This is a genomic window from Deferrivibrio essentukiensis (assembly GCF_020480685.1).
In the GTDB taxonomy this organism is placed as follows: Bacteria; Chrysiogenota; Deferribacteres; order Deferribacterales; family Deferrivibrionaceae; genus Deferrivibrio; species Deferrivibrio essentukiensis.
The window spans coordinates 1-23741 of sequence record NZ_JAJAFU010000008.1 but is presented as its reverse complement, the minus strand read 5'-3'; the positions used below and the strand labels follow the sequence as shown (position 1 = coordinate 23741).

The 23741-nt window shown below is 32.5% G+C and carries 24 protein-coding genes; 19 read left to right on the top strand and 5 right to left on the bottom strand.

Annotated features, from left to right (window positions below; all coding sequences use genetic code 11):
• The first annotated feature begins 9 nt into the window (after window positions 1-9).
• The 14 genes from LF845_RS05550 (at window position 10) to LF845_RS05485 (ending at window position 16487) form a co-directional block, all read left to right on the top strand.
• Window positions 10-1326 (top strand): cytochrome c3 family protein, encoded by a 1317-nt coding sequence (locus LF845_RS05550; RefSeq protein WP_242820011.1) that lies wholly within the window; start codon window positions 10-12, stop codon window positions 1324-1326.
• A 10-nt stretch (window positions 1327-1336) separates the two neighbouring features.
• Complete coding sequence (locus tag LF845_RS05545; RefSeq protein ID WP_242820010.1) at window positions 1337-2275, top strand: tetratricopeptide repeat protein; 939 nt, start codon at window positions 1337-1339, stop codon at window positions 2273-2275.
• A complete protein-coding gene (locus LF845_RS05540) occupies window positions 2253-3176 on the top strand; it encodes a cytochrome c3 family protein (protein ID WP_242820009.1) in 924 nt (307 codons plus the stop codon). Before LF845_RS05545 ends, LF845_RS05540 begins: the two co-directional genes overlap by 23 nt.
• Before the next feature lie 10 nt (window positions 3177-3186).
• Window positions 3187-4278: an NHL repeat-containing protein gene (locus LF845_RS05535; protein ID WP_242820008.1), complete on the top strand. Its 1092-nt coding sequence runs from the start codon at window positions 3187-3189 to the stop codon at window positions 4276-4278.
• Between the two features lies 1 nt (window position 4279).
• Window positions 4280-5644 carry a sensor histidine kinase gene (locus LF845_RS05530; RefSeq protein ID WP_242820007.1) on the top strand — a complete coding sequence of 455 codons (1365 nt, stop codon included), beginning with the start codon at window positions 4280-4282 and terminating at the stop codon, window positions 5642-5644.
• Entirely contained in the window at window positions 5634-6935 is a 1302-nt protein-coding gene (locus tag LF845_RS05525) for a sigma-54-dependent transcriptional regulator (protein WP_242820006.1), read from the top strand. Before LF845_RS05530 ends, LF845_RS05525 begins: the two co-directional genes overlap by 11 nt.
• A 349-nt stretch (window positions 6936-7284) precedes the next feature.
• A complete protein-coding gene (locus tag LF845_RS05520; protein ID WP_242820005.1) occupies window positions 7285-7887 on the top strand; it encodes a cytochrome c3 family protein in 603 nt (200 codons plus the stop codon).
• Between the two features lie 61 nt (window positions 7888-7948).
• A complete protein-coding gene (locus tag LF845_RS05515) occupies window positions 7949-8659 on the top strand; it encodes a cytochrome C (protein ID WP_242820004.1) in 711 nt (236 codons plus the stop codon).
• Window positions 8660-8916: 257 nt separating this feature from the next.
• Window positions 8917-9336: a cytochrome c3 family protein gene (locus LF845_RS05510; RefSeq protein WP_242820003.1), complete on the top strand. Its 420-nt coding sequence runs from the start codon at window positions 8917-8919 to the stop codon at window positions 9334-9336.
• Window positions 9326-11695, top strand: a complete 2370-nt coding sequence (locus tag LF845_RS05505) for a hypothetical protein (protein WP_242820002.1) — start codon at window positions 9326-9328, stop codon at window positions 11693-11695. The genes LF845_RS05510 and LF845_RS05505 overlap by 11 nt, the downstream gene beginning before the upstream one ends.
• Window positions 11637-12587 (top strand): peptidyl-prolyl cis-trans isomerase, encoded by a 951-nt coding sequence (locus tag LF845_RS05500; RefSeq protein WP_242820001.1) that lies wholly within the window; start codon window positions 11637-11639, stop codon window positions 12585-12587. The genes LF845_RS05505 and LF845_RS05500 overlap by 59 nt, the downstream gene beginning before the upstream one ends.
• Entirely contained in the window at window positions 12541-13515 is a 975-nt protein-coding gene (locus LF845_RS05495; protein ID WP_242820000.1) for an NHL repeat-containing protein, read from the top strand. The genes LF845_RS05500 and LF845_RS05495 overlap by 47 nt, the downstream gene beginning before the upstream one ends.
• 39 nt (window positions 13516-13554) lie before the next feature.
• Window positions 13555-15159: a cytochrome c3 family protein gene (locus LF845_RS05490; RefSeq protein WP_242819999.1), complete on the top strand. Its 1605-nt coding sequence runs from the start codon at window positions 13555-13557 to the stop codon at window positions 15157-15159.
• A gap of 83 nt (window positions 15160-15242) precedes the next feature.
• Window positions 15243-16487, top strand: a complete 1245-nt coding sequence (locus tag LF845_RS05485) for an HD-GYP domain-containing protein (protein ID WP_242819998.1) — start codon at window positions 15243-15245, stop codon at window positions 16485-16487.
• 75 nt (window positions 16488-16562) lie between these two features.
• On the opposite strand, the gene LF845_RS05480 is transcribed toward LF845_RS05485, so the two are convergent.
• The 5 genes from LF845_RS05480 to wtpA form a co-directional block, all read right to left on the bottom strand.
• Window positions 16563-17186: a PilZ domain-containing protein gene (locus LF845_RS05480; RefSeq protein ID WP_242819997.1), complete on the bottom strand. Its 624-nt coding sequence runs from the start codon at window positions 17184-17186 to the stop codon at window positions 16563-16565.
• A gap of 27 nt (window positions 17187-17213) precedes the next feature.
• A complete protein-coding gene (locus tag LF845_RS05475) occupies window positions 17214-18101 on the bottom strand; it encodes a GGDEF domain-containing response regulator (protein ID WP_242819996.1) in 888 nt (295 codons plus the stop codon).
• A gap of 64 nt (window positions 18102-18165) precedes the next feature.
• A complete protein-coding gene (locus tag LF845_RS05470; RefSeq protein WP_242819995.1) occupies window positions 18166-18927 on the bottom strand; it encodes an ABC transporter permease in 762 nt (253 codons plus the stop codon).
• Entirely contained in the window at window positions 18914-19897 is a 984-nt protein-coding gene (locus tag LF845_RS05465) for an ATP-binding cassette domain-containing protein (RefSeq protein WP_242819994.1), read from the bottom strand. Before LF845_RS05465 ends, LF845_RS05470 begins: the two co-directional genes overlap by 14 nt.
• Complete coding sequence (gene wtpA, locus LF845_RS05460) at window positions 19890-20840, bottom strand: tungstate ABC transporter substrate-binding protein WtpA (RefSeq protein WP_242819993.1); 951 nt, start codon at window positions 20838-20840, stop codon at window positions 19890-19892. The genes LF845_RS05465 and wtpA overlap by 8 nt, the downstream gene beginning before the upstream one ends.
• 120 nt (window positions 20841-20960) lie before the next feature.
• On the opposite strand from wtpA, the gene LF845_RS05455 reads away from it, so the two are divergent.
• From LF845_RS05455 to aroC, 5 genes are all read left to right on the top strand, one after another.
• Window positions 20961-21731, top strand: coding sequence for a tRNA (adenine-N1)-methyltransferase (locus LF845_RS05455; RefSeq protein ID WP_242819992.1), 771 nt, complete (start codon window positions 20961-20963; stop codon window positions 21729-21731).
• A gap of 53 nt (window positions 21732-21784) precedes the next feature.
• Window positions 21785-21958 carry a hypothetical protein gene (locus LF845_RS05450; RefSeq protein ID WP_242819991.1) on the top strand — a complete coding sequence of 58 codons (174 nt, stop codon included), beginning with the start codon at window positions 21785-21787 and terminating at the stop codon, window positions 21956-21958.
• 47 nt (window positions 21959-22005) lie between these two features.
• Entirely contained in the window at window positions 22006-22374 is a 369-nt protein-coding gene (crcB, locus tag LF845_RS05445; RefSeq protein ID WP_242819990.1) for a fluoride efflux transporter CrcB, read from the top strand.
• A gap of 2 nt (window positions 22375-22376) precedes the next feature.
• Entirely contained in the window at window positions 22377-22706 is a 330-nt protein-coding gene (locus LF845_RS05440) for a DUF190 domain-containing protein (protein ID WP_242819989.1), read from the top strand.
• Between the two features lie 9 nt (window positions 22707-22715).
• Window positions 22716-23741 (top strand): chorismate synthase (gene aroC, locus LF845_RS05435; protein ID WP_242819988.1); only part of this gene is annotated, 1026 nt, incomplete at its 3' end.

The following is a 23741-nucleotide window of genomic DNA, read 5'->3' as shown; positions in this document are numbered from 1 at the left end:
AGGATTTTAATGAAGTCAATGAAGTTGTTAGGCTATTTATTTGTTTTTATGTTGCTTACTTTTAATGCATACGCAGTGACATGTACTACCGGAAACTGCCATACTGATATTATGAAAAATCAGTTTACTCATGGTCCGGTATCTGCTGGTCAGTGCAATGTATGCCATGCTGCAAGTGAGGAAAATTATAAGAAGCATTCAGAGAAGCCAAAGAGCTTTATTGATTTTGCTTCACCGACAGGTGACCAGCCTGTATGTATTATGTGTCATGATAATAAAGTTGATGGTAAATATGTGCATGCTCCTGTTACTGACGGCTCATGTACAACTTGCCATAATCCTCATGGTGCCAATAATAAGTATTTTATAATCGGGAAAAAAGAATCGGATACCTGTTTTCAATGCCATGAAAATAATAAGACAGTTAAAAAGTTTTTGCATGGTCCGGTAGCAGTGGGTGAGTGTGCTTCTTGCCACGACCCACATGCCTCCGATTATAAATACCAATTGAGAGATTCAGAAGATAAAATATGTTATAAGTGTCATAATGATAAAAAAGATGACTTTAATAATAAATTTGTTCACAAACCTGTAAAAGAGGGGTGCGCAAAATGCCATGACCCTCACAACTCTGATGCACCGTTTCACTTAAATGCAAAGTCTGAAAAAGAGCTATGTATGAGTTGTCATAAAGAGAATAAAAATTTGTCAAAATTTGTTGATACGGCAAAGTTCCAGCATAAACCTGTGGCTGACGGAGAATGTGCCGAATGTCACAACCCTCATGCATCTGCATATGGTAAGTTGTTAAAATCCGATGAAAAAAATGTTTGTTTTGAATGTCATGGGGATATTGCAAAAAGAGTCAAGGAATCTAAGTATGTTCATGGACCTGTTGCATCGGATGGATGTGCAGCTTGCCATAACGTGCATGGCTCTGATAACCCATTTATTTTAAAAATGGCTTTTCCTAAAAAGTTTTACAATCAGTATGTTGATGGATTGTATCAGTTATGCTTCAATTGTCATAATGATGATGTGTTAAAATATTCAAATACAACAAAATATACTGGTTTTAGAAATGGGGATAGGAATCTTCATTATCTTCACGTTATGATTAAAGGTAAAGGCAGAAGCTGTAAAGCTTGTCATGAGGTGCATGCTTCAAATCAGCAAAATCATGTAAGAAAATCTGTACCTTTTGGCAGTGGTGGTTGGGAATTGCCTATTAATTTCACAAAAACAAAGACCGGCGGTAGCTGTGTGGTAGGTTGCCACAAGCCGAAAGAGTATGATCGTCTCAATCCTGTAAAATATACAGAATAAGGTGACTGTTATGATTAGAACATTATTTTTGTTAATAGTATTTGCTATTGCTAATATATCATATGCTTTTCCAATTAAAAATCTGAAGATTAATGATAAGATCGATTTATCAGAATTTGAATCTTTGGATAAGCCTATTGAAAAAGCAGCCGGTATAAAAGATAAAAAGATGGTATTGGTGTGGGATTCAAACAAGCAGATAAGTATTGACATCTTAACAAAATTTTTAAAAATATGTGACGAGAAAGACATCGTTTGTTTTGCAGTTGAAGTTTCCGGTAAAAATGCTAACGAGATTGCCGGGATTAAGTTTGAAAATACAAAGAATATATATTTTGTTAAATTTAAAGGTGACATCTTGGTTGATTGGGGGCTGTTTACTCTTCCTGTAACAATATTTTTAAATGAAGAAAATATGATTATTGATGCTTTGGGGTATCAAGGTCAATATGTGGCGAAAGTAGGCCGATATATTGACTATTTGCGGGGTAAAATTACTAAAGAGGAATATGAACAATTTCAAAGTAATAACAAGGTTGTTACAAAGAGAAGCGAATTACCAAAGATTAATTTTGTTAAAAGATTAATCGAGGACGGTCAAAAAGATGATGCGGAAAGAAGATTGGCAGAGATTGAAGTTGATGGATTAAATCAGCTTGAAAAACTTAAACTGAGTGAAGTATATATAATGCTTGGAAAGTATGACGATGCAAACAAAATGTTGAATACTATTGCATTTAATATGAATGCAAAATTTTATATTGCCTATGTGCAATATCTGAGTGGGAAATATAATGAATCCCTTGATATTTTGAAAAACATTGAAAATATTTTTCCAAGTAAGGGTAAGTTATACTACTTGTTAGCAAAAAATTATGCAAAATTAGGAAATTACGAAAAAGCCAGCGAATATTATGAGAAAGCGTGTGAAAAAAATATATTTGATTAGTTTATTGCTGTTTTTTGTTTTTACAAAGGCTTATTCCGCAGATTTAACTATTGTATATCCTACAAATAATACCGTTGTATTTAATAGGACCATTCATATAGTAGGATATGTAAAAAAATCTGAAGAGTTTACTATTAAGACTAATAATAAGGTAGAAGAGATTGGTAACTTTAGAAAATTGGCTTCCAAAGATGGAGAAAAATACGTTTTTATGAAAAGTGTAACTTTAGATAAAGATGAGAATGACATACTTATCGACTACAAAGGTTCACAGCAAAATTTGAAAATATTTTTCAAAACTTCTACAGTTGCATATAGGGATAAAGTAAAAAAGAAAACTTTTTTCCATATGGATGAAAATAAGACTTTATGTGTGAGTTGTCATAGCTTTGAGAAGTCGTCCGATTGTATGAAATGCCATAAAGAAAAAACTAAGACAAAGTTTGTACACGGCCCTGTTGCTGCAATACAATGTTTTCAGTGCCACGATAAAAATAACTATTTTACCCCTACGCAACCGGTTTCTACAAAGTGTTTGCAGTGCCATCAGGAATTTCAGTCGGCAATGTTTGAGGCCAAGTTTGCCCACGGTCCGACAGTAGCCGGCTATTGTAACATTTGCCATGACCCTCACGGATCAGAGTTGAAATTTCTTTTAAATGATAAAATTAATGGGATATGTAATAACTGTCATACCGATAAAAAGTCAGGTGTTCATGTACTTGCTAATTTTAATTCCAATGCGCACCCTACTTCCGATAAAATCATTCGAAGCACGGGGGAAGAATTATCATGTGTGTCGTGTCACAACCCTCATTACGGTAAATCCAAGCAGTTATTTCAACAGGATGTAACGGATTTTATGGAATTGTGTTTAAAATGTCATAATGATAAATTGTAGGAGTTGGGATATGAGGAAATTATTTTTTATTTTTATTGTATTTGTTATATTTGGCTGTGCTTCTAAACCTCCGAAATTTGTATTGGATGAGTATGTATGGCCAAAAGAGTCAGCAAATCCAAAAATACAGGCTTTGAGAGTTATTACCAATTCTAATGAATTCCCAAAAAAGGAGAGCGGGAAGAGTGCAATCTTAAAAGAATTAGTTGGTGATGTTAATGTTAAGTGGATAGAAAACAGGTCAATCAGAATGGCTACTGACGGGAAAGGTAAAGTTTATATTGCTTCTCCGATTGCCTTTAAGATACAGATTATTGACTTTGTAAAACAGGAGATTAGAGATTTGAATTTTGGCAGTATAATGCCATGTGCCATTGATGTTACTCCCGATGGAAGAATCTTTATTGCTAACAGAGCTTCTGGAAGTATAATGGAAATAAATGAAGATAAAAAGGTCTTATGGTCATATGGTAAGAAAGTTAAAGATGAAGATCTTAAGAAATTTGAAAGTGGCGGAAGTTTTGATTCTACGGGACTTTATAAAGATATAACAGACCTTTATGTTTATGATGGTAAAATATATGTGTCAGATCAGCTGTTTGGTAAAATCGACATACTGACTCTCGATGGCAAGTTTGTAAAGAGTATTGAAAAAGTTCCTGCACCAGTTGCTTTGGCTGTTGAAAATGGCACCGGGAGAATTTTTGCTGTTTCAAAATTTGTCGGTAAGGTTTTTATTTATGATAAAGATGGTAATCTTATAAAAGATTTACTCGAGCCGGGGGATAATTTGTGGGCGCTAAATTTTCCTAACGGAATCGCTTTTGACTCTGAAGGGCACATATATATAGTTGACATCGCTTCAAATGGGTTTAAAATATATGGTCAGGATGGAACATTTTTATACTATATGGGCGATCAGAAGCCGTCTGTATATTTGGGGGGATTTAACAATCCCAAAGATATAATTATTGATTCAAAGGATAGGATATATGTGCTTGATGCACCGAATAGAAGATTGGTTGTTTTTCAATATTTGAGTGATATATACAAGAAAGCTCGAAAAAATATGACGGTTGAAGAGCCTATGCTTAGGTGGTAGATTGATTAAAAATATAATTGGCAGGTTAGCGTATTTCTTTGACAGGATATCTTTGACACAGAAATTTCTTATTACTACTGTAACTATTGTTTTCGGATTGCTGTTTCTTATGAATATTATGATTTATCAAGATTTTAAAAATTTTATTATTAAAAGTGAACAGGAATCTTTTGATGCAAAGTTTAGAAATATATTAATGAGTAAGACAAGTCTTTATGTATATAGAAATTTATGGAATGAGTATATTGACTTTTCTACACTTTTTAACAGTCTTGATTTTGAACCGGAATTAATTGATATTGTAGTTTATGATAATAAAGGTAAGCGATTAGCTGTGAAAAATTCAAAGCAGTTATTAAGCTTGAATAATGAAAGTGATGGGCTGAAGATAGCTTTAAAAGGGGAAAATTTTTATGAGATTAAACATATAGATAAAGTTGAAAGCGCTCATTATCTCATGAATATAAAAAATGTTGAATATGTACAAGAAATTTATATACCTGTTGTTTTTTCCGGCGAAATAAAAGGGGTAATGGAAGTTTATAAAAATGCTACCAATGTAATACATAATATTAATCATGTCAGAGTGAGGGCTTCCATATTTACTCTTTTAGGTTTTATAGCATATATTTTTATGCTGTATTTGGTCGTGAAAAAAATTGAAGAACGTGAAATTGCTCTTAATGAAAAAGTTAATCAGCTTGAAAAAATTTCACTTCTTGGTCAATTTGCATCTAAAATGGCTCACGAGCTTGGCACGCCTATTCACGTTATTTTGGGCAACGCTGATTTATTGCTTGAAATGTATGAAGATGAGTTTGTAAAAGAAAGGGCAGAAAGTATTGTAAGACAGACATCTAAAATGAAGACTATAATCAAAAATTATCTTTATGCCTCAAAAAAACCTGACCCAAATATAGAAGAGTTTAACTTGAAAGTGCTGATAGAGAATTTGATTCAGGATATATCTTTTACAATTTCTGACAATATTAAAATTACTTATTCTACATCAGATTATGACATCGTTTCTGATAGGGGATTTATAGAGCAGATACTTTTTAATTTTATAAAAAATTCAGCTGATAGTATTGGAGCTGATAATGGTCAAATTGAAGTAAAATCTATAATCAAGAAGCCAATCGTGGATATTTCGGTAACAGACAATGGGAAAGGTGTGCCGAAAGAGGTTATTGATAAAATATTTAATCCGTTTTTTTCCACTAAAAAAACCGGCAAAGGTACCGGCCTCGGATTATCCGTTTGTAAAGAGTTGGCAGAGGCTTTAAAGGGTGAAATATACTTTGAATCAAACAATAAAAATACAACTTTTGGGATAAGGATACCGGTTAATTATTATGAAGCTTAAAGTGTTAGTGGTTGATGACGACAAAAACTCAAGAGAAATAATTAAAATGGGGCTTCAAAAAGACTATGATGTTAAAGTCGCTTATGATGGAATACACGCCTACGATATATTAAAAAAGGAAAAATTTGACGTTATAATATGTGACTTTGTTATGAATGAGCTTGACGGACTTGAGCTTCTCAGAAGGATAAAAAGTGAAGGTAACGATGCTATTTTTATATTAATAACTGCCTTTGGTACAAGCGAGCTGACAATAAAGTCAATACAAGAGGGGGCTTATGAATATTTGAGCAAGCCTTTCAAAATTAAAGATTTAAAAAGAATAATTGAAAATTATGAAAAGAGGCAAGAGGCTGCAATTTCGGTAGAAAACAATAACAACACAGAAACAGAAAATAAAGACGAAATTATAGCCAATTCTCCTAGCTTTGTGCAAATATTGAAGGAGTTGGCTAAGATAGCTAAAAGTGATATGCCAGTTTTAATTTTGGGTGAAAGTGGAACAGGTAAAGAAGTAATAGCTAACCTAATTCATAAGTATAGTAACAGAAAGAATAATGAGTTTTTTGCCGTAAATTGTAATGCGATTCCGGCTTCTCTTTTGGAATCTGAACTTTTTGGATATGAAAAAGGCTCATTTACAGGCGCAGATAAAGATAAAAAGGGATATTTTGAACTTGCAAACAATGGGACTCTATTTTTAGACGAAATAGGCGATCTTGAGCTTGATATTCAGGTAAAATTATTGAGAGTTTTGCAAGAAAACACTATTAGGAGAGTAGGAGGTAAAAAGGAAATAAAGCTCAATGTAAGGTATGTTTTTGCAACCAATGTAAACCTTGAAAATAAGGTTAAAGATGGGAAGTTTAGAAAAGATTTATATTTTAGATTAAAGGTTGCTGAAATTAAATTACCGCCATTGAGGGAAAGAAAGTCAGATATACTTCCCCTCGCCAATTATTTTCTAAAAAAATATGCTGAAGGTGGAGAAATTTTGAAACTTTCCAAAGAAGCTGAAAAATGTCTTCTAAAATACGACTTTCCCGGGAATATTAGAGAGCTTGAAAATGTTATCAGAAATGCAATAGTAAAAGCTAAAGATAGCGGTGTTATTTTAAAAACAGACCTCAATCTCTGTCCAATTGACAAGGCAGAGAATGTACTTGTCGATAAGAATGCCTTAATAAAAGCCCTTGATGATTATAATGGCAATAAGGTCAAAGTAGCGGAAGCTTTGGGAATTAGCAGATCTACACTATATAGAATGCTGGACAGGCACGGCATTAAATAGCTTCGGGCAGTTCTCTGTTAAACTGAAAATTAGTATCGATTTGTGTCGTTGTCCAATCTTTTATTGTTAATGTTTCAAATCTGTTTCAAAAGTGTGTCAAAAGTGTACCACCACTGTGTCAAAATATTGTATTTTGTATACAGTTTGTATCAATAATAAGTGATCAATTTTCTGGCAAGCCAAAAAATCTTACAAGTTTGGTATGAAAATAAGTGAACCACCTTTATATAGTGCGATACGTTAGATTATTAAAGTAGGCAATGGTTCATAAAAAAATGACAATTGTTGGCACAGTTAATGCTATAAGTAATTCAACAAATTTGTTTCATAAAACAGACAGGAGGTATTTATGAAAAAACTTTTAATGTTGTTAGCTTTATTGGCTTTACCAACCATGCTTTTTGCAGCGGTTGCGGGGACTGCACACGACTTCTCAAGTGCAGGCAATAATTACGGTACTACTGCATGTTCAGGTTGTCACAAACCTCACAACGCAGGTACATTAATCCCTTTGTGGAATGATTCAAACAAGTTTGATGATACCACTTATGCTGCGTATTCATCTCCAACAGATGCTTTGAATCAAACACCTGGAAGTACTTTGGGTAATGTTTCACAAGCTTGTATGGCTTGTCATGATGGTATGGTAGAATCTGTAAATGTTGATTTTGCAAGTGCGCTACCAGTAAAAGCAGGCATTACTACAGGTTTGAAATTAGATTATACCAATAATTCAGGTGGCCAGCACCCTGTAGCTATTAAGTATGATGATGCAGGAACTAATACTGCATTGGTAGCTTTAGCAACTGTTAAGTCAGCAGGTTTTAAATTTTATGGGGCTTCTTCTGATACTTTAGAGTGTGCAACTTGTCATGATCCACATGATGATACAAATGGAGACTTTTTAAGGGCATCAAAAACAACACTTTGTCAGACTTGCCATAACAATTAATAGCTTTTTGTGGCGGGGTAAAGTACCCCGCCTTGATAAGCTATTAATCATGAGGTGGGATATGTGTAAAATTAAATTCAAATTCCTTGTAATTTCTTTTTTTCTATTAACTTCCGGCTATTTATATGCGTCAAGTTGTTCAACATATAACTGTCATAATTTTACTCCTGATGGTCATACAAGCCCTCATAATTTTTCGAGGGTCGACGGTGCTGATGTTAGTCCATGTGCTCCTTGCCATAAGCCTCATAATGCAGGGACTAAAATACCTTTGTGGAACGATGTAAATAAATATGATGATGGTGCGGCATATTCGGCATATACTAGCCCTACCAATACTCTTGATAATATTCAAGACACATCTATTAACCCATCATCAGAAGCCTGTATGGCTTGTCATGATGGGATGTCAGAATCAACTGGATATACTGAGAGTTATTTTGCAAGCCTCAATATGGGTAAATTGGAAATAGACTACAGCAAAGCAAATCATCCAATAGGAATAGAATATGATTATAATAAAGATTCAGGCCTTAGTAGTAATGTAAATAATGGTAAAGTTATTGGCACTAATGGTAGTTACAAGCTTGTTAATGGTAAGGTAGAATGTATAACATGTCATGACCCTCACAAAAAAGGACCAGTAGGTACGGATATGCTGTTTTATAAATTTTATGGGACTGTATCTGCTGAAGTTGCAATACCATATAATAAGTTACTAAGGACAACTGATCTTAAGACATTTTGTGCTGATTGCCACTCGACTAAATGAGGTTTTTGAGAATTGGGGGTGTGATGATGTATGGATTTTTTAAAGTAAGAAGGATTTCTGAGTTTAATATTATACTGCATAATAACTTATTTATAGATATTGATTATAGAGTTTTTTTATACGAATAGACATTGATTTAGTTAAAAATAATTAACAAGGTTTATTTTATGGGGAATAGTTGTAGGTATATTTTTGTGATCTTTTTGATGTTTTCTGCAACTTGTTTTGCAGTATCAAATTCTCATAGGTTTACTTTTATGGGTAAGAGTGATGACGAAGGCAAACAATATTGTAAGTATTGTCATAAGATAAGAAAATCGTATGACATTGAAGCTTTCTGGGGTAAAAGTAAGATTTACGAGTATGCAACGCCCACTATAAATGTGAAAGAATTTAAGAAAAATATTAAGAGTATTGAAAAGATAACCGAAGTGTGTCTTTCCTGCCATCCTGATTATATAAATCATAATAATCTGCACCCTTTTTCAATATCGATTGATACTGCTAAAAATGTGAAAAAAAATATTGCTGTGATAAACAAAAAAGTATTGGACAAACTGCCTTTGTTTTCTAATAATAAGGTTGAGTGTGCCACTTGTCATGATCCTCATGGGAAGAAAGATAAATTATTAAGAGATGGTTTAAATAGTCTTTGCAGTGATTGTCATGATAAATAAATTTTATATTTTATTGTTGTCTTTACTCATTTTTATATTCTTAGATAAAATTACTTTTGCTGGTCATCTCTATTTAAATGCTGGTTATGATTTACAATTACAACAATATGGTTTTAGCGATAATCAGACTAAAAAAACGGAATCAAATCAATTGGATAACTTGTTTCTTGAAACATCTTTTAATCGTGATTTTTATGGAAGGCGTTTGGGAAGTATAGATCTTGATGCAAAGGTTAACAGATATGATTTAGGATTTTATAATGATAATATGAAGATTAGTACCCCTTTTTATAAATCTGATAGCGAATCTGATACATTTTATAATGTAAAAAGTAAGTTAAGGTTTAACATCCCAAAGTATAAAATTTCCATGTCATTCGAACATTATGCAAATAAAGAAACAGATATTGATAACGATATATACTTTAATTCTCTTTCTAAGATAAAGTCTGACGTCAGTGAATTAGAAGGTATAATTAAATCTTTAGGCGACTATCAGAAAAGCTCTACTACTAATTATTATTTTTTCAAGCCGGGTAGCTTGACATTAATGTCAAGCTATACTGTTTATGATTATAAAAATACTACTGACAATGCCAGTTATCTTAAAAATGAAACAAATCTATCTACTGGTGCAGGTATAAAGAATAATTTTAGTCTATATTATGAGTCAAATAAAAAAGATTATGTTGACAGCTCAGACAATGAAGAAGAAGATGTGTATAAACTTGGATTTGTTGATGTTTTTGGAAATTCTGTAAACTATAAGCTTGGAGATTTCAAGGTTGGCGGATATGGTGAAAAAATAAAAGAATTTTATAAGGGTGCTTATTATGAAAGCCGACATTTATTTGCTGATTTTGGCTATGAAAAAGGGGTAAATTCATTACAGAATAATTTCTCATATAAGTATGATGAAGGTAAATATACCAATGACATAAAAGAAGGCTATTTTTATGATTTTGCTTATAACTATGACACCATAGATTTACCTTTTTACATTAAATTTTCGATAGGTAAAGAAAAAGTTGACTTAAATGACATTAATAATACGTATAATTATATCGGAATTACCAATTTGTTATCAGGTGGACTTAAGGGGAGTGGCAGTTTATTAATTTTAAATACCGGAAATTCTTCTATAACCATTGATTTGACAGGAATAAATATTGATGGCTCAAATGCCGGTTTGGGTTTGATAGTATTATCTTCTGGCGGACAGTATACAATTAACTTCGGTACATCCGTTGATGGAATTATAAATGTTATATCAGGTGATTCTAACGATCTCGAATTTAGTGTTAATAATTTAAACTATGGAACTTATGATAAAAAAATAATAGGTGGAAGTACGGGTTATTTTCTTAATACTTCTGAATATTTTAAAAATAGGTTTGATATTAATTACCTTAGTTATAATTATACAATTACAGATGACCCTCGAGGGAATCTTGATTATAATGACGAATATATTTTCAGTGCAGAAGATAGATTTGAAATTAGACCTTATGTTTATATCTTTGATAAGGCATTTAGATACAGCCACAATGATTACGATAATGAGTTTTATGATGAAATGTTTTTTGAGTCTAAAGATGGTTACTATACTTTAGATAAAAAGTTATATCTAAATAGTAAATATCAGACACGTAATGGTAACGGTTATGATAAAAGGGATAAATACGAGTTTATGCTTTATAGTGAAATTCTTGGTAAAAAAGGAAAGTTATCATTTTTCCCACTATATTCTAAAGAAACTGAAAAAAATAACTATACTAAAAGATTAAATAGTATTGAACTTTTAATAAATTATAAAATAAATAATTTTAGAGCATTTTATTCTAAAGAAATATATGAATATGCAAATAGTACTGAAAAGACTAAAAATACTATTAGAGATTTTAATTATCAAATCAATGCTCGAAATGTTATTGGTGAATTGATTTATAGAGCCTATGATTATGAGCAGAAGGTTGAAACTTATAATGCAAATATAAAACTAATAAAATATAAATATTTTCCGACAGTTTCACCATATTTGATTGCAGAGTTTGGTTTTGAAAGAGATAGGGATGATGCTACCGGAAGTTTTAAAAATGATGACTATTTTAAATTTAAACTTACTTATCAACCTACATCAAGGTTGGAAAGTATATTCTCGTACGAGAAAGAGCTTGATAAGAGTAGCAATAAAGGGGATGATTATGAGTTTATTGCTAAATATTACACAAGGGTATTTAGACTTGCAATTGGCTATCGAAAGAATATAACTGTCGAAAACGACATGAGGAGAACAGAAGATGTTGTATATTTCAAGATTAGTAAGAATTTTGACTATTTTTATAAGTCTCGCAATTAGTGTTAATGTTTTTGCAAATAATATTGTTGCTGAAATTGGCAATACTTCGATTACTCAATTTGAAGTTAATAGTTTTGTTAATACAGTGTTGCCAATAGGAAAATTTCATGGGGCAAGCCTTAATAAAGCTGACTATTGGAAGGATGCTTTTAAAGCTGCAGTAGAGTCAAGAAAATTAAGTTTATATCTGCATAAAACTGAACCTGAAGTTTATAAAAAGGCAGAAGAAAAAGCAAGCAATGTGATTAAAGATATTAGGAAAAGGTTTAAAAGTGATAATGAATTTCAAGAAGCATTAGCACAAAATTATATAACTGAGAAGGATCTTTTGTTAACACATATAGATTTAAATATAAAGAATGCTTTTAAAGAAGCTATTGAATCTACAGATATTCCAGATAGCCAGCTATTAGATTACTACAATAATAACAAAGACATGTTTAATCTTGGCTCATCTTGGAAGGTAGATAATTGTTTAATAGAGGCTGATGCAAGAAACTTAAAGCCTGAGCAGATGAAAGAAAAAGAAAATTTTGCCAATGAAGTTAAGCAAAGACTTCAACAAGGTGATAAATCTGCGCTAAAAGAGTGTTCTGATAAAAAGTATCCAAAAGAGGAAAGAATTTATAGATTCTCTAAAAATTACCCAATACAAGATATTGAAAAATTAGAGAAGGGTCAGTATGGCGGTCCATATAAAAATATTTTTGGATTTTTAATTGTCCATGTCAAAGAAGAATTTCCTCCTGAGATAATACCGTTTCAAGAGGTAAAAGAGGAAATTAAGAGAATTATGCATAACGGTATATTTAAAAAAAGATATGCTGAGGTTATGGAGAAGGCTAATGGTACGTTTGACGTTAAAGTTATTGATAATACTGTTAATAATTAGTGGTTGTGCTTATAAAGAAAAGAGCACTGCTAACTTTTTAGAATATTTTTACCCGGATATTACTAACCCAAAAGTTGCGTTGGTAGAAATTATTGACGGTAAAACTATAGAAGAAAATTACAGTTTTTTTAAGAAATTCTTTGGATACGGTTATGATGCTGTGCCTATTTTGTTTAGACCTTTTGCAGTTGCTGCAAATGATAATTATATTGCAGTAAGTGATATAGTGTTTGGTATATTATATGTTTTTGATAAAAATAATTTTAGGCTTAAGACAATCAGAGAGTTTAATTCAACACATTTAAAGTCGATAGTTGATCTTGATTTTGATGGTAATGATCTTTATTTGGTTGATTCAGATTTAGGTAAAATTATTAAAGTTAATATTATTACAGATAAAATATCCTTTTTTGATATCCCTGTGAAGAAACCAACTTCTATTAAAGTTGACCGCAAAAATAATGTGATATTTATAAGTGACAAAGAAAGAAATAATATTTTGGAGACAGATTTTAGCGGGAATATATTAAAAGAGTTTAATTATGAAATGAACTTTCCCATTGATATTGACGTAATCCCTGATGAAAGGACTTTATTTGTGCTTGACTCCATGAATTTTAGAGTTTTAAAGTTTGACTATAACGGAAAATTATTAGGAAGCTTTGGCAGCATAGGTAACAGTCCGGGTTATTTTTCCAAGCCCAAAGGGATATGCATAGACAAATATAAAAGAGTTTATATTACTGATACCGATTTTGATAATTTCCAAATTTTTAACATAAATGGAGATTTATTGTTTTTCATAGGGAAGAATGGCTCTCATGATGACGAATTTTATATGCCTGAAAGAATTTATTGTTATGAAGATGAAATTTATATAGCTGATCTTTTTAATTCGAGAATAAAAAAATATAAGTCTTATGAATAAATGGTATATAATTTGCATTTTAGTTTCCGGAGGTAAGATATGAAAAAAATTTGTTTATTCTTTATAATTATGCTTTTCACTATAGTTGTTTATGCTGGTGTGCAAAATACGAAGCATAATTTGTCTAAATCTGGCCCCGGGACTATAAAATCAAGCACCGAGGATAGAGTATGTGTTTTTTGTCATACTCCACATAATGCTTTAACATATGCACCTTTATGGAATAGAGAACTGAGTAATACAGTTTACACTACATATACATCAAACACCTTAAACGCGAATCCTGGTCAACCTACAGGTAATTCAAGACTTTGTTTATCTTGCCATGATGGCACTATTGCGCTTAATGCTATTTATAATGGTTCAGTTAGTGATTTAAATGCTACTATTTCAGGTGGAGCCAATCTCGGGACAAATTTGATGGACGATCATCCGATTTCATTTGTGTATGACAGTTCTCTTGCATCTTCTGATACTCAATTAAAGTCACCTCTCAGCTTGCCAAGTTTTATTAAGTTGCAAAATAATAGGATAGAGTGTACCACTTGTCATGACCCTCATACCGAAGCTGAATATTTTCTAAGAAATGCTGATAAACTTACTCTGTGTACAGCTTGTCATGACAAGAAAACAGGAACGTTGACATTTACAAATTCCGTTCATAATCAAGTAGTTACTAATTCTCCAATTTCATCAGATTATTCGTGCGGAAATTGCCACAAGGCCCATAATGCAAAGGACTTAATTACTAACTCTCAGACTTCTCAGTTATTAAGGGGCAATGAAGAAAACCTATGCTTTGTGTGTCATGGCTCAAGCGGAAACTTAGCCGTGGCTCCTGTGCCAAACGGGACAGGTAAAAATATTGAAAGTGTTACAGATACTTCAGTCGGTACATATGCTTCTCCAGGTTATAATAACGTTACTTGTGGAAAATCAAGCACAAACTATGCCTGCCATAAGGGGAAATTTAAAGATACAAATCCAAATAACTTTAGATATTACAATAAATCCCATGATGTAATTTCTACTGCTCAATCAGGTAACAGTACACATATGGAGTGTATTAACTGCCATGGACCGCATGGAGTGCAAAAAGATAATTTGGCTACTACTGTCATTGAAAGTCTTGTTGACCCTGACACACTGCAGCCTTTTACCCCTACGCAGAGTACTAGCTATACAGGTACAAGCAGCTATTGGAAAAAGTTTTATAGAATAAATGAATTTTGTTTGAAATGCCATGATGGTTCTTACTCTCAAAATCCCGCTAACAGAAGTGATTTAACGGTAAGCACAGCTACAAATAGGGCGCCGATAGTGTTGACAAGGTTTTCAAATGAGACGCATGGTTCTAAGTCAATTCCATGTCTTGCGTGCCATGATATACATTCAGGAAACTATATGGCTATGGTTAAAGATGTAAATTGGAATATTGATGGGGGAGCCCCCTTTAGCACAAAAGATGCTAGTAGAACACTTCAGACTACTATTTACGTTAGTAATGTCAATTTTACAAATTTCTGTTATGGAACTTGCCATAATGGTAGAAGTTTTACAAGTCATTCTAATCCTCACGTTCAATATATTAATAATGGTGGTTACTGTATAAGATGTCATTTTCATGATGGTGGCTTATTGTAATGAGCGAATTTGTTAATAAATTACAAAAACGCTTCTATAGGAGGACGTTTGTATTTGTATTAACTTTTACAATATTATTTTTAATGATACTACCGGTAATAGTATATTTTGTGGAATTAAGTGGTAATAAACACAAATTTATTGAAAGGCTTGATAAATTGACTCGTCTTGAATTAGCTAACATAATAGATGAGAAGGGTGAGTTTAAACCGAATTACCCTTTAATTGAGGATAGCATTAATGATTTGTATAATTATGGGGATATAGTTGACTTTAGGATATGGGTTGGTAATAAAATATTATATAGCTTTGCCAACAAATCTTTCATCGGTAGAAAATTTATCAACGAAGAGCTTATAGAATCGATTAAGAAAAATAAAATAATAAGTGAATATGTAAATCCCGGCAAAAATGAAAACTACTACCTTTTGGATAAAGGCTTATTACTTGAAACATATATCCCGATTACCAAAAGCGGTAAAGTTGTGGCCGTTGCTGAGTATTATACAGTAGCTCCAAAATTATTTTTACTTGGACCTCAAACGTTTGCAGTTATTCTTTTTGCTTCACTTATACCTTTTATAGTATATGTAATTCTTTATAGAGAGTTCAAAAATGCAATTAAAACCCTTGATAATTTTGATAACAAGCTGAAAGTTTCCTATGATAAATTGGGCATTTCTTATTCCAATAGTATTAAGAGTCTGTCAAAAGTACTTGAAATGAAAGATGTTGAAACTGAAGGGCATGCTGAAAGAGTCGCGCTGATATCGTTAAATATTGCAAATAAGTTAAAGTTAAACAGTTATGAAACTGGCCAGATTGTTATAGGAGCCTATTTACATGATATAGGAAAGATAAGTGTTCCTGATAGTATTATTTTGAAAAATGAGGCATTGTTGGACTTTGAGAGGAAGATAGTGCAAAAGCACGTGTTGATGGGCTATAAGTTGGTGGAGAGTGACGAGGTCTTATCTACGGTAAAAGATTTAATTTTGTACCACCATGAAAAATGGGATGGGACAGGTTATATTCATGGACTCAAGGGCGAGGAGATTCCATTTATTGCGAGAATTTTTAGTATTATAGATGTTTTTGATGCTCTTGTGTCTGAGAGACCTTATAAAAAGGCTTACAACTTTAATGAAGCCATGGATGTTATTAAGTCTTATTCCGGCTCATATTTTGACCCTGCACTTGTGGAAGTTTTTTTAACTTTAACGGAAAATGAATATAATGATATCGTACATAATATTAATTCTATGAAAATAGCTAACATTATAAATAGCGCAATTACGGTTGTTTTAAACAATAAAGTAGCTATATGAGAATATTTTATACTGCTTACCCTAATCAATTAAACAGCTATCTGTCTGATTTTGTAAATATGCATAGTTATGTTATTAAATATTTTCTAATATTTCGCCTATTTTAGAGCTGTTTTTATTAACATGGTCAAGGACTATGCCATACATTGTGCCAATATTCCAGACAACTACCCCTTCGAGCACATTATCCAGTATTGTTTTAAAATTGAAACATTTTTTACAGACACATTCCTCTCTAAAACCGCACGTACAAAGTGTGATATAAACATTTTCACCAACTTGAAGGCTTACTTCTTGGTTGGTGAGAATACACTTTATGCCGCCAAGACTGATATCTTTTATAATAATATCTTGACAGTCATATGCATGTAAGTTGGTCTTAATAAGGCCTTTTAAATTGGTTTCAATTCTGTCATATTTTCTTGGTGAGTAAAAAATTTTATTTAGACATGCCTCAAAATTTTTAGAACTTTTTATCAAACATTTATTATTGCTGCAATAGACGCATTTATAGCTAATTTCATTTTTTTTGCTAATTGTGTGAAAGTTGGTCAAATTTATAAATTGGCTTTTTTCAATTAAAAACATACTGGTAGAGCCAGTATTGTTATCAGTTAGCCAAAATGAACAAATTATGTAGTTGGGTGTAATTGGGTGAATACTACAACCAACTACTGTAACATCTTGAATAATATTCATATTTTAGTTATTGCAATAAATGTGCCATTAATAAACTATAACTTTATTTTTGCCAGATTTTTTAGCTTCATATAGTGCATCGTCAGCTAATTTTATAGCGTCTTCAATTTTAGTTTTTTCTGTTAAAACATATACGCCCAGACTTGCTGTTATTTTAAGGCTTAGTGAGCCGATATGAAATGTTTCTGATTCTATATTTTTTCTTATTCTTTCAGCAATTGTTTTAACTTCAATTACATCCAAGTCAGGAATAACGGCTAAAAATTCTTCCCCACCGTACCTTCCTACAAAGTCCGACTTTCTTATAGTATTTGATATTATGGCGGAAAATTCTTTTAATATTTGGTCACCGACAAGATGCCCATATGTATCATTAATGACTTTAAAGTTATCAATATCAATCATTATGATACCAAGTGATTTATTTTTATTGTTGTAGTCTTCAATTTTTTCCATAAGTGCTTTTCTGTTTAACACTCCTGTCAATACGTCATGTATACTTTCATTGTATAGTTTGTTGTAAGCATTTTTAAGTTTGTTTTCTAATTTTATTATTCTTTCTGCAGCAAAAATCCTGACTTTTAATTCTTGGAATGTAAAAGGTTTTACTATATAGTCATCAACGCCGTTATGGAGTGCCTCAATTGTGTCATCTTTTTCAGATTTTCCAGTAACCATAATGATATATACATATCTGTCAATCTTTGATTCTCTTATTTTTTGTGTAATCTCTATTCCGCTCATACCGGGCATCATCCAGTCAAGCAAGGCAATCGAAATATTTAATTCGTTTATTTTATTAAGTGCATCTATACCGTTGGAAGCGTAATGAACTTTAAATCCGAGCTTATTTATGTATAAGCCAAGTAGATTTTGAGCATCCTTATCATCGTCTGCTATTAAAATTTCTAACATTTAAGCTCTCCTATCCAAAATGTTACCAACTTTTAATAACATTGTAAATATATTAGTATTTTTTTTAAGTTTTTTTGTTAATTATTCTTACACTAATAAAAACTATCATAGACATAAGAATCATTGCTGCAGCAACCGGAGCAGAGTATTGAAGTCCAAAGTTATTAAACCTGTCATATATTAATACAGGCGCGACCATAGGATGATATGCAATGATTACAATCGCTCCGAATTCACCAATACCTCTTGCCCACATCATTAACATTCCATTTATTATTTCATGTCTTGCATTGGGCACTACTACTCTTGTAAATGCTGAAAACCAATTTGCTCCAAGCGTCCTCGCTGCATTTTCTAATTTTATATCAACTTTTCTAAAACCCTCTTTAGCTCCATTTACAAGGTAAGATGAGGATAAGAACATCATGGCAAACATAATTCCTATTTTACTATCAATTATGCGTATATTAAAATAATTATTTATAAATGTATTGTTGTAAGCTAACAGTATTGCTATTCCGGCGGCAGTGTGAGGTATCATGGTAGGTAAATCTATAACAGCTTCTACAAAAGATTTACCCCAAAAATTATACCTTGCCAAAATATAGGCAAGAGGAATCCCTGCGATAAAAGCTATAATTACCGCATAAAAAGATATGTAGAAGGTCAAACCAATAGATTTGTATACCTCTTTTTCAGATATGGTGTTTAATATGTTTGAAAGACCAACATTATATATCAGCTTGGCTATAGGGTAACTAAAAAATAAAATCAAAAATCCGCTGAGGAAATAAAAAATTAATTTATAAATTTCACTGTTTTTCATTTTTTTCTCTTAAAAAAACTATATCTTCTTTACTGAATCCAATTTTTAAACTTTTTTTACAAGAAGATAAGTTTATATTTGTGCATTTTGTAAATATCTTTTCCCCTTTGTGTGAAAGGTAAACTTTGAAATGGTCGGTATAGTTTAATATCTCCATGATTTCACAATCAAGTTTATAATCTGCAGAATACGGCTCTATCAATATTTTTGCAGGATTGATTGTAAATATTTTTTTATCTTTAAACCCTAATATATTGGCAGGGAGAATATTCTTGAATCCAAGAAACTTTGCTGTCTCTTTGTAAGTGGGGGAGTTAAAAATAATATCTTTGTTATTATATTCCAATATAGTTCCTTTATCGATTACTCCTATTTTGTCTGCCAGATAAAGTGCTTCACGAAAATTGTGAGTTACGTGTATAACTGTAATACCAAATCTTGGGATAAGCTGTTTTAAATAATCCATTATTTCATATTTAAACACTGGGTCAATGGCATTAAGAGGCTCATCAAGTAAAAGAGTTTTTGGTTTGTATAATAAAGCTCTTGCAAGTGCGACCCGTTGCTTTTCTCCGCCACTGAGTTTTTGGATGTCTCTTTCCATGATATCTTTTATTTTTAAAAAATCTATCAACTCTTCAAATAGCTTATTATCTATTTTTGTGTATTTTGAAGAAAAGAGAATGTTCTCCTTGACTTTCATGTTTGGGAAAAGTGCATAGTCTTGATATACAATAGAAAAATGCCTCTTTTCCGGTGGAAGATTTGTAATATTTTGATTTTTAAGAAATATTTTTCCGGTATTTGCTTTAATCAAACCGGCTATAATTTCAAGAAGTGTTGTTTTACCGCTTCCCGTTTTACCAAGAATTATAAAATATTCATTTTCATTAATTTCTAAATTATCAATAAATAAGTTAAAGTTTCCAATTTTATAAGATATATTATTTAAAATTAAAAAATTACTCATTTTTGATTATATTTCCTGTAACTAAAGGAGGATATATAGGGTTTTGTCCGGAGTTTTCCATAATCTTTCGTCCGTCTTCAGACAGTATGAAATTTAGAAACTTAATTGCCCCTTTTTTGTTATTGGGATAAATTTTATGGTCTTCAGGTATGGTTATGCCATACACAATTGGTTTTCCTGTTACCGTAATAAAATTGCTCGGCTTGCTTCCGGTAATGTTAAAATTAACTATGCTGTAAAAGTCTGAAAAATTAATATCATTGAGGGCAATTTCATTTGGCAATTTTACATACTTCAAATTATGTTGTATGGCAACCGACTTGTAAATAAACAGATAGTCAATTATTCCTGACTCAAGAAGTCCCAATAAATCTGTTTCTTTTGGCCTTACTATAATTTTTGAACGGTTTTCTTCTCCGTTTTCGTAACTATCTCCGTAATTCAGAAGCTGATTGTAGTAATTGTTGATTTTATAATATTTTTCAGCCAACTTAACCACTAAAATACTTCTGTAGCCGCAAGGGTCCAAATTAGGGTTTGAGTGCCCCACTTTTACATTATCTTTCAATAAGATATTGTACCAATTGTTGCTGTCTATGTTTTCACTGTATTTGGATTTGGCAGTGTAGGCTATTACCATTTCGTTTGTGGCAAAATGCACGTTAAATTTGGCATATTCTGGTATTAAGAGATTGTCTATGACAGAATAATCCGCAACTGCAACTATATCTGCAGGCTTTTTAAGCTCGGATATTTTTCTGGCACACACTCTGCTGCCGGAAGCTTCTCTAATTACGTCAAATTGCGGGTTATTTTTTTCAAATTCTTTTTCTAACATAGAGAAGGGGACACTCAAGCTTCCTGCATGAAAAACGATTATATTTTCTTTTGCACAAATTAACTGTGGAGCTAAAATTATAAAAAGTAGCAAAAGTCTGAACATAATTGTTAACCTCATAGGTATTTAGTATAAAAGTAACAAAAAACTAATGTTTTAACAACTAAGATTTTATTGCTATTATCGGGAATGAATATTATAAAGGCAAAAAATGGGATGGTGAATATGGATATTTTAAATTATGGTGACTTGGTAATATTAAGCGATAAAAAGGCAAGAAAATATATGATTACCTTGAAAGAGGGTGCAAGGTTTTCAAGTCAATACGGATTTATCGATCACGCGGAAATTATCAATGCAGGAAACGGCGGTCTTGTTAAGGCAAGTAAGGGGGAAGAATACAGGGTTTTTAAACCGACCTATATAGACTATGTTATGAAAATTAAAAGAAATGCACAGATAATATATCCGAAAGACACTGCAATGATACTTATGTATGCCGATATTTATCCAGGTTTAAATGTTTTGGAATCAGGTATAGGGCAGGGGGCTTTGTCAATCGCTCTTTTAAGAGCTTTGGGTGGTAGAGGAAGGTTGACTTCTATTGAAGTCAGAGAGGATTTTGCTTTGCAATCTAAAAACTTTATTCATAATTTTTTGGGCGAAGTTGACAATCATGATATTGTTATATCCAATATATATGACGGGTTTGAAGGCTGTTTTGATAGGATTGTTTTAGATTTGCCAGAGCCATGGCATGTGTTAAAACATTGTAAAACTGGACTTATCGATGGCGGGATGATAGTCTCTTACATTCCTACGGTTTTGCAAGTGAAAACCTATGTTGATACTTTAAAGGAAACCGGTTATTTTGATGATATAGAAACTTTCGAGCTAATAAAAAGGCCTTGGAAGGTAGACGGACTATCCGTCAGGCCGGAAATGTGGATTTATAATCACAGTGCATTTATAGTCAAGGCAAGAAAGATTAAATAGTTTTGTTAAATTTACCCCCCGCAATTTGTCCTAAGATTGAAACAGCAAGGAAAATGGGGATAAAATATAGGGAGACTTTGGAGAAGATTCTTATTCCTGCGACTAAAGGGATTGGTGCGTGGATGCATAGAAACCATCCGAGCGAATATTTTTTATATTTCGCTCTCAGTATTCCGAAAGGGATATTTATTGAGAATGCAAAAAGTGATATAAATATTATAAGTTGATATTTGCTCATGGTTATTTTATATACATTTTAAATAAAGGTGTAAAGATGAAAATTTTTATAATTGGTATGGGTGGCTTTTTCGGTGCAATTTTAAGATATTTTTCTTCAAAGTATACGAACCTTTTACTTTCTTCAAGTTTTCCTTACGGGACATTATTGGTGAATGTGGTTGGCTCTTTTACTCTCGGGTATTTGTATACTTTGTCTGTGGAAAAGCTTGCTATTACTGAAAACTTTAGAATGTTTGTAGGCGTAGGCTTTTTGGGCGCTTTTACGACTTTTTCAACTTTTTCTGTGGAGACTTTAAATCTGTTTGAAGATGGTATGTTATTGCTGGCTGTGGCAAATATTTTTCTAAATGTTTTTTTAAGCTTAATATTTGCTTATTTTGGAATTATATTGGCGAGGGTATGATTATGTTAAAATTACAAGGTAAACGAAAATTAATGAGAATATTTATTGGGGAAAAGGATAGGTATGAAGGGAAACCCCTATATAAAGCGATTGTTGATAAGTGCTTGGAGAACAATATCGCAGGTGCTACTGTAATCAGGGGGATATATGGGTATGGTGCCAGTTCGGTAATTCATTCGTCAAAAGTTTTGACACTTTCCGATGACTTACCTTTGATAGTGGAAATTGTAGATAAAGAGGAAAAGATTAATGAATTTTTGCCAATTATAGACTCAATGGTTGAGCATGGTTTGATTACATTAGAACTTGCTGATGTTATTACTTACAGATAGAGGTGTTTGATGGCAGGAAATAGTTTTGGAAGAATTTATAAGTTTATGACCTTCGGTGAAAGCCATGGTAAAGCTGTCGGAGTGGTTGTGGACGGTTGCCCTGCCGGGCTTGAGCTTGATGAGTCGGATATTCAAGTTGAACTCGACAGAAGAAGGCCTGGGCAGAGTGAGATAACAACGCCGCGAGATGAAAAGGACGAAGTCGAAATATTGAGCGGAGTTTTTGAAGGGAAAACAACCGGTACACCCATATGTATGCTTGTGTATAATAAAAATCAAATATCAAAAGATTATAGTAAGGTTAAAGATCTTTTTAGACCCGGGCATGCTGACTATACATATTTTATGAAATATGGAATTAGGGATTACAGAGGCGGGGGGCGTTCTTCTTCAAGGGAAACAATTGGGCGGGTATGTGCCGGTGCAATTGCCAAAAAAATATTACGAAATAAAAATATCGATATTATTGGTCATGTGTTGCAAGTAGGAAAGATTAAGGCTGAAACTTTCAAAAGGGATGATATAGAGAAAAATCCTGTAAGGTGTGCTGATATAGAAGCCGCCCAAAAAATGTTTGACTTTATTTTGGAAACAAAAAATAGAGGAGATTCAGTAGGTGGAGTTGTTGAAATTATAATAAAAGGTGTGCCGGTTGGTGTTGGCGAGCCTGTATTTGATAGATTAAATGCAGAGCTTGCAAAGGGGATAATGTCTATACCTGCCGTAAAGGGGATAGAGTTTGGCGTAGGTTTTAAAGCGGCAGAGATGTTTGGCAGTGAAAATAATGATGAGATGTCACCCTATGGGTTTTATTCAAACAATGCAGGTGGGACTCTCGGCGGAATTTCAACAGGGCAGGATATTATCTTCAGATTTGTTGTAAAGCCGGCATCTTCAATATTAATTCCAAAAAGGACAGTAGATGTTTTTGGTAATGAAAAAACTGTAGTGACAGAAGGCAGACATGACCCGTGCGTTGCTCCTCGTGTTGTACCAATAGCAGAGTCTATGTCAGCCTGCGTTTTGTTTGACTTA

Bases quoted from the DNA above. Each gene is read 5' to 3' on its own strand.
- LF845_RS05550 (WP_242820011.1), top strand. From the start codon at position 10: ATGAAGTCAATGAAGTTGTTAGGCTATTTATTTGTTTTTATGTTGCTT.
- LF845_RS05545 (WP_242820010.1), top strand. From the start codon at position 1,337: ATGATTAGAACATTATTTTTGTTAATAGTATTTGCTATTGCTAATATA.
- LF845_RS05535 (WP_242820008.1), top strand. From the start codon at position 3,187: ATGAGGAAATTATTTTTTATTTTTATTGTATTTGTTATATTTGGCTGT.
- LF845_RS05525 (WP_242820006.1), top strand. From the start codon at position 5,634: ATGAAGCTTAAAGTGTTAGTGGTTGATGACGACAAAAACTCAAGAGAA.
- LF845_RS05520 (WP_242820005.1), top strand. From the start codon at position 7,285: ATGAAAAAACTTTTAATGTTGTTAGCTTTATTGGCTTTACCAACCATG.
- LF845_RS05515 (WP_242820004.1), top strand. From the start codon at position 7,949: ATGTGTAAAATTAAATTCAAATTCCTTGTAATTTCTTTTTTTCTATTA.
- LF845_RS05510 (WP_242820003.1), top strand. From the start codon at position 8,917: ATGGGTAAGAGTGATGACGAAGGCAAACAATATTGTAAGTATTGTCAT.
- LF845_RS05505 (WP_242820002.1), top strand. From the start codon at position 9,326: ATGATAAATAAATTTTATATTTTATTGTTGTCTTTACTCATTTTTATA.
- LF845_RS05500 (WP_242820001.1), top strand. From the start codon at position 11,637: ATGTTGTATATTTCAAGATTAGTAAGAATTTTGACTATTTTTATAAGT.
- LF845_RS05495 (WP_242820000.1), top strand. From the start codon at position 12,541: ATGGTACGTTTGACGTTAAAGTTATTGATAATACTGTTAATAATTAGT.
- LF845_RS05490 (WP_242819999.1), top strand. From the start codon at position 13,555: ATGAAAAAAATTTGTTTATTCTTTATAATTATGCTTTTCACTATAGTT.
- LF845_RS05485 (WP_242819998.1), top strand. From the start codon at position 15,243: ATGATACTACCGGTAATAGTATATTTTGTGGAATTAAGTGGTAATAAA.
- LF845_RS05480 (WP_242819997.1), bottom strand. From the start codon at position 17,186: ATGAATATTATTCAAGATGTTACAGTAGTTGGTTGTAGTATTCACCCA.
- LF845_RS05475 (WP_242819996.1), bottom strand. From the start codon at position 18,101: ATGTTAGAAATTTTAATAGCAGACGATGATAAGGATGCTCAAAATCTA.
- LF845_RS05470 (WP_242819995.1), bottom strand. From the start codon at position 18,927: ATGAAAAACAGTGAAATTTATAAATTAATTTTTTATTTCCTCAGCGGA.
- LF845_RS05465 (WP_242819994.1), bottom strand. From the start codon at position 19,897: ATGAGTAATTTTTTAATTTTAAATAATATATCTTATAAAATTGGAAAC.
- wtpA (WP_242819993.1), bottom strand. From the start codon at position 20,840: ATGTTCAGACTTTTGCTACTTTTTATAATTTTAGCTCCACAGTTAATT.
- LF845_RS05455 (WP_242819992.1), top strand. From the start codon at position 20,961: ATGGATATTTTAAATTATGGTGACTTGGTAATATTAAGCGATAAAAAG.
- LF845_RS05450 (WP_242819991.1), top strand. From the start codon at position 21,785: ATGGGGATAAAATATAGGGAGACTTTGGAGAAGATTCTTATTCCTGCG.
- crcB (WP_242819990.1), top strand. From the start codon at position 22,006: ATGAAAATTTTTATAATTGGTATGGGTGGCTTTTTCGGTGCAATTTTA.
- LF845_RS05440 (WP_242819989.1), top strand. From the start codon at position 22,377: ATGTTAAAATTACAAGGTAAACGAAAATTAATGAGAATATTTATTGGG.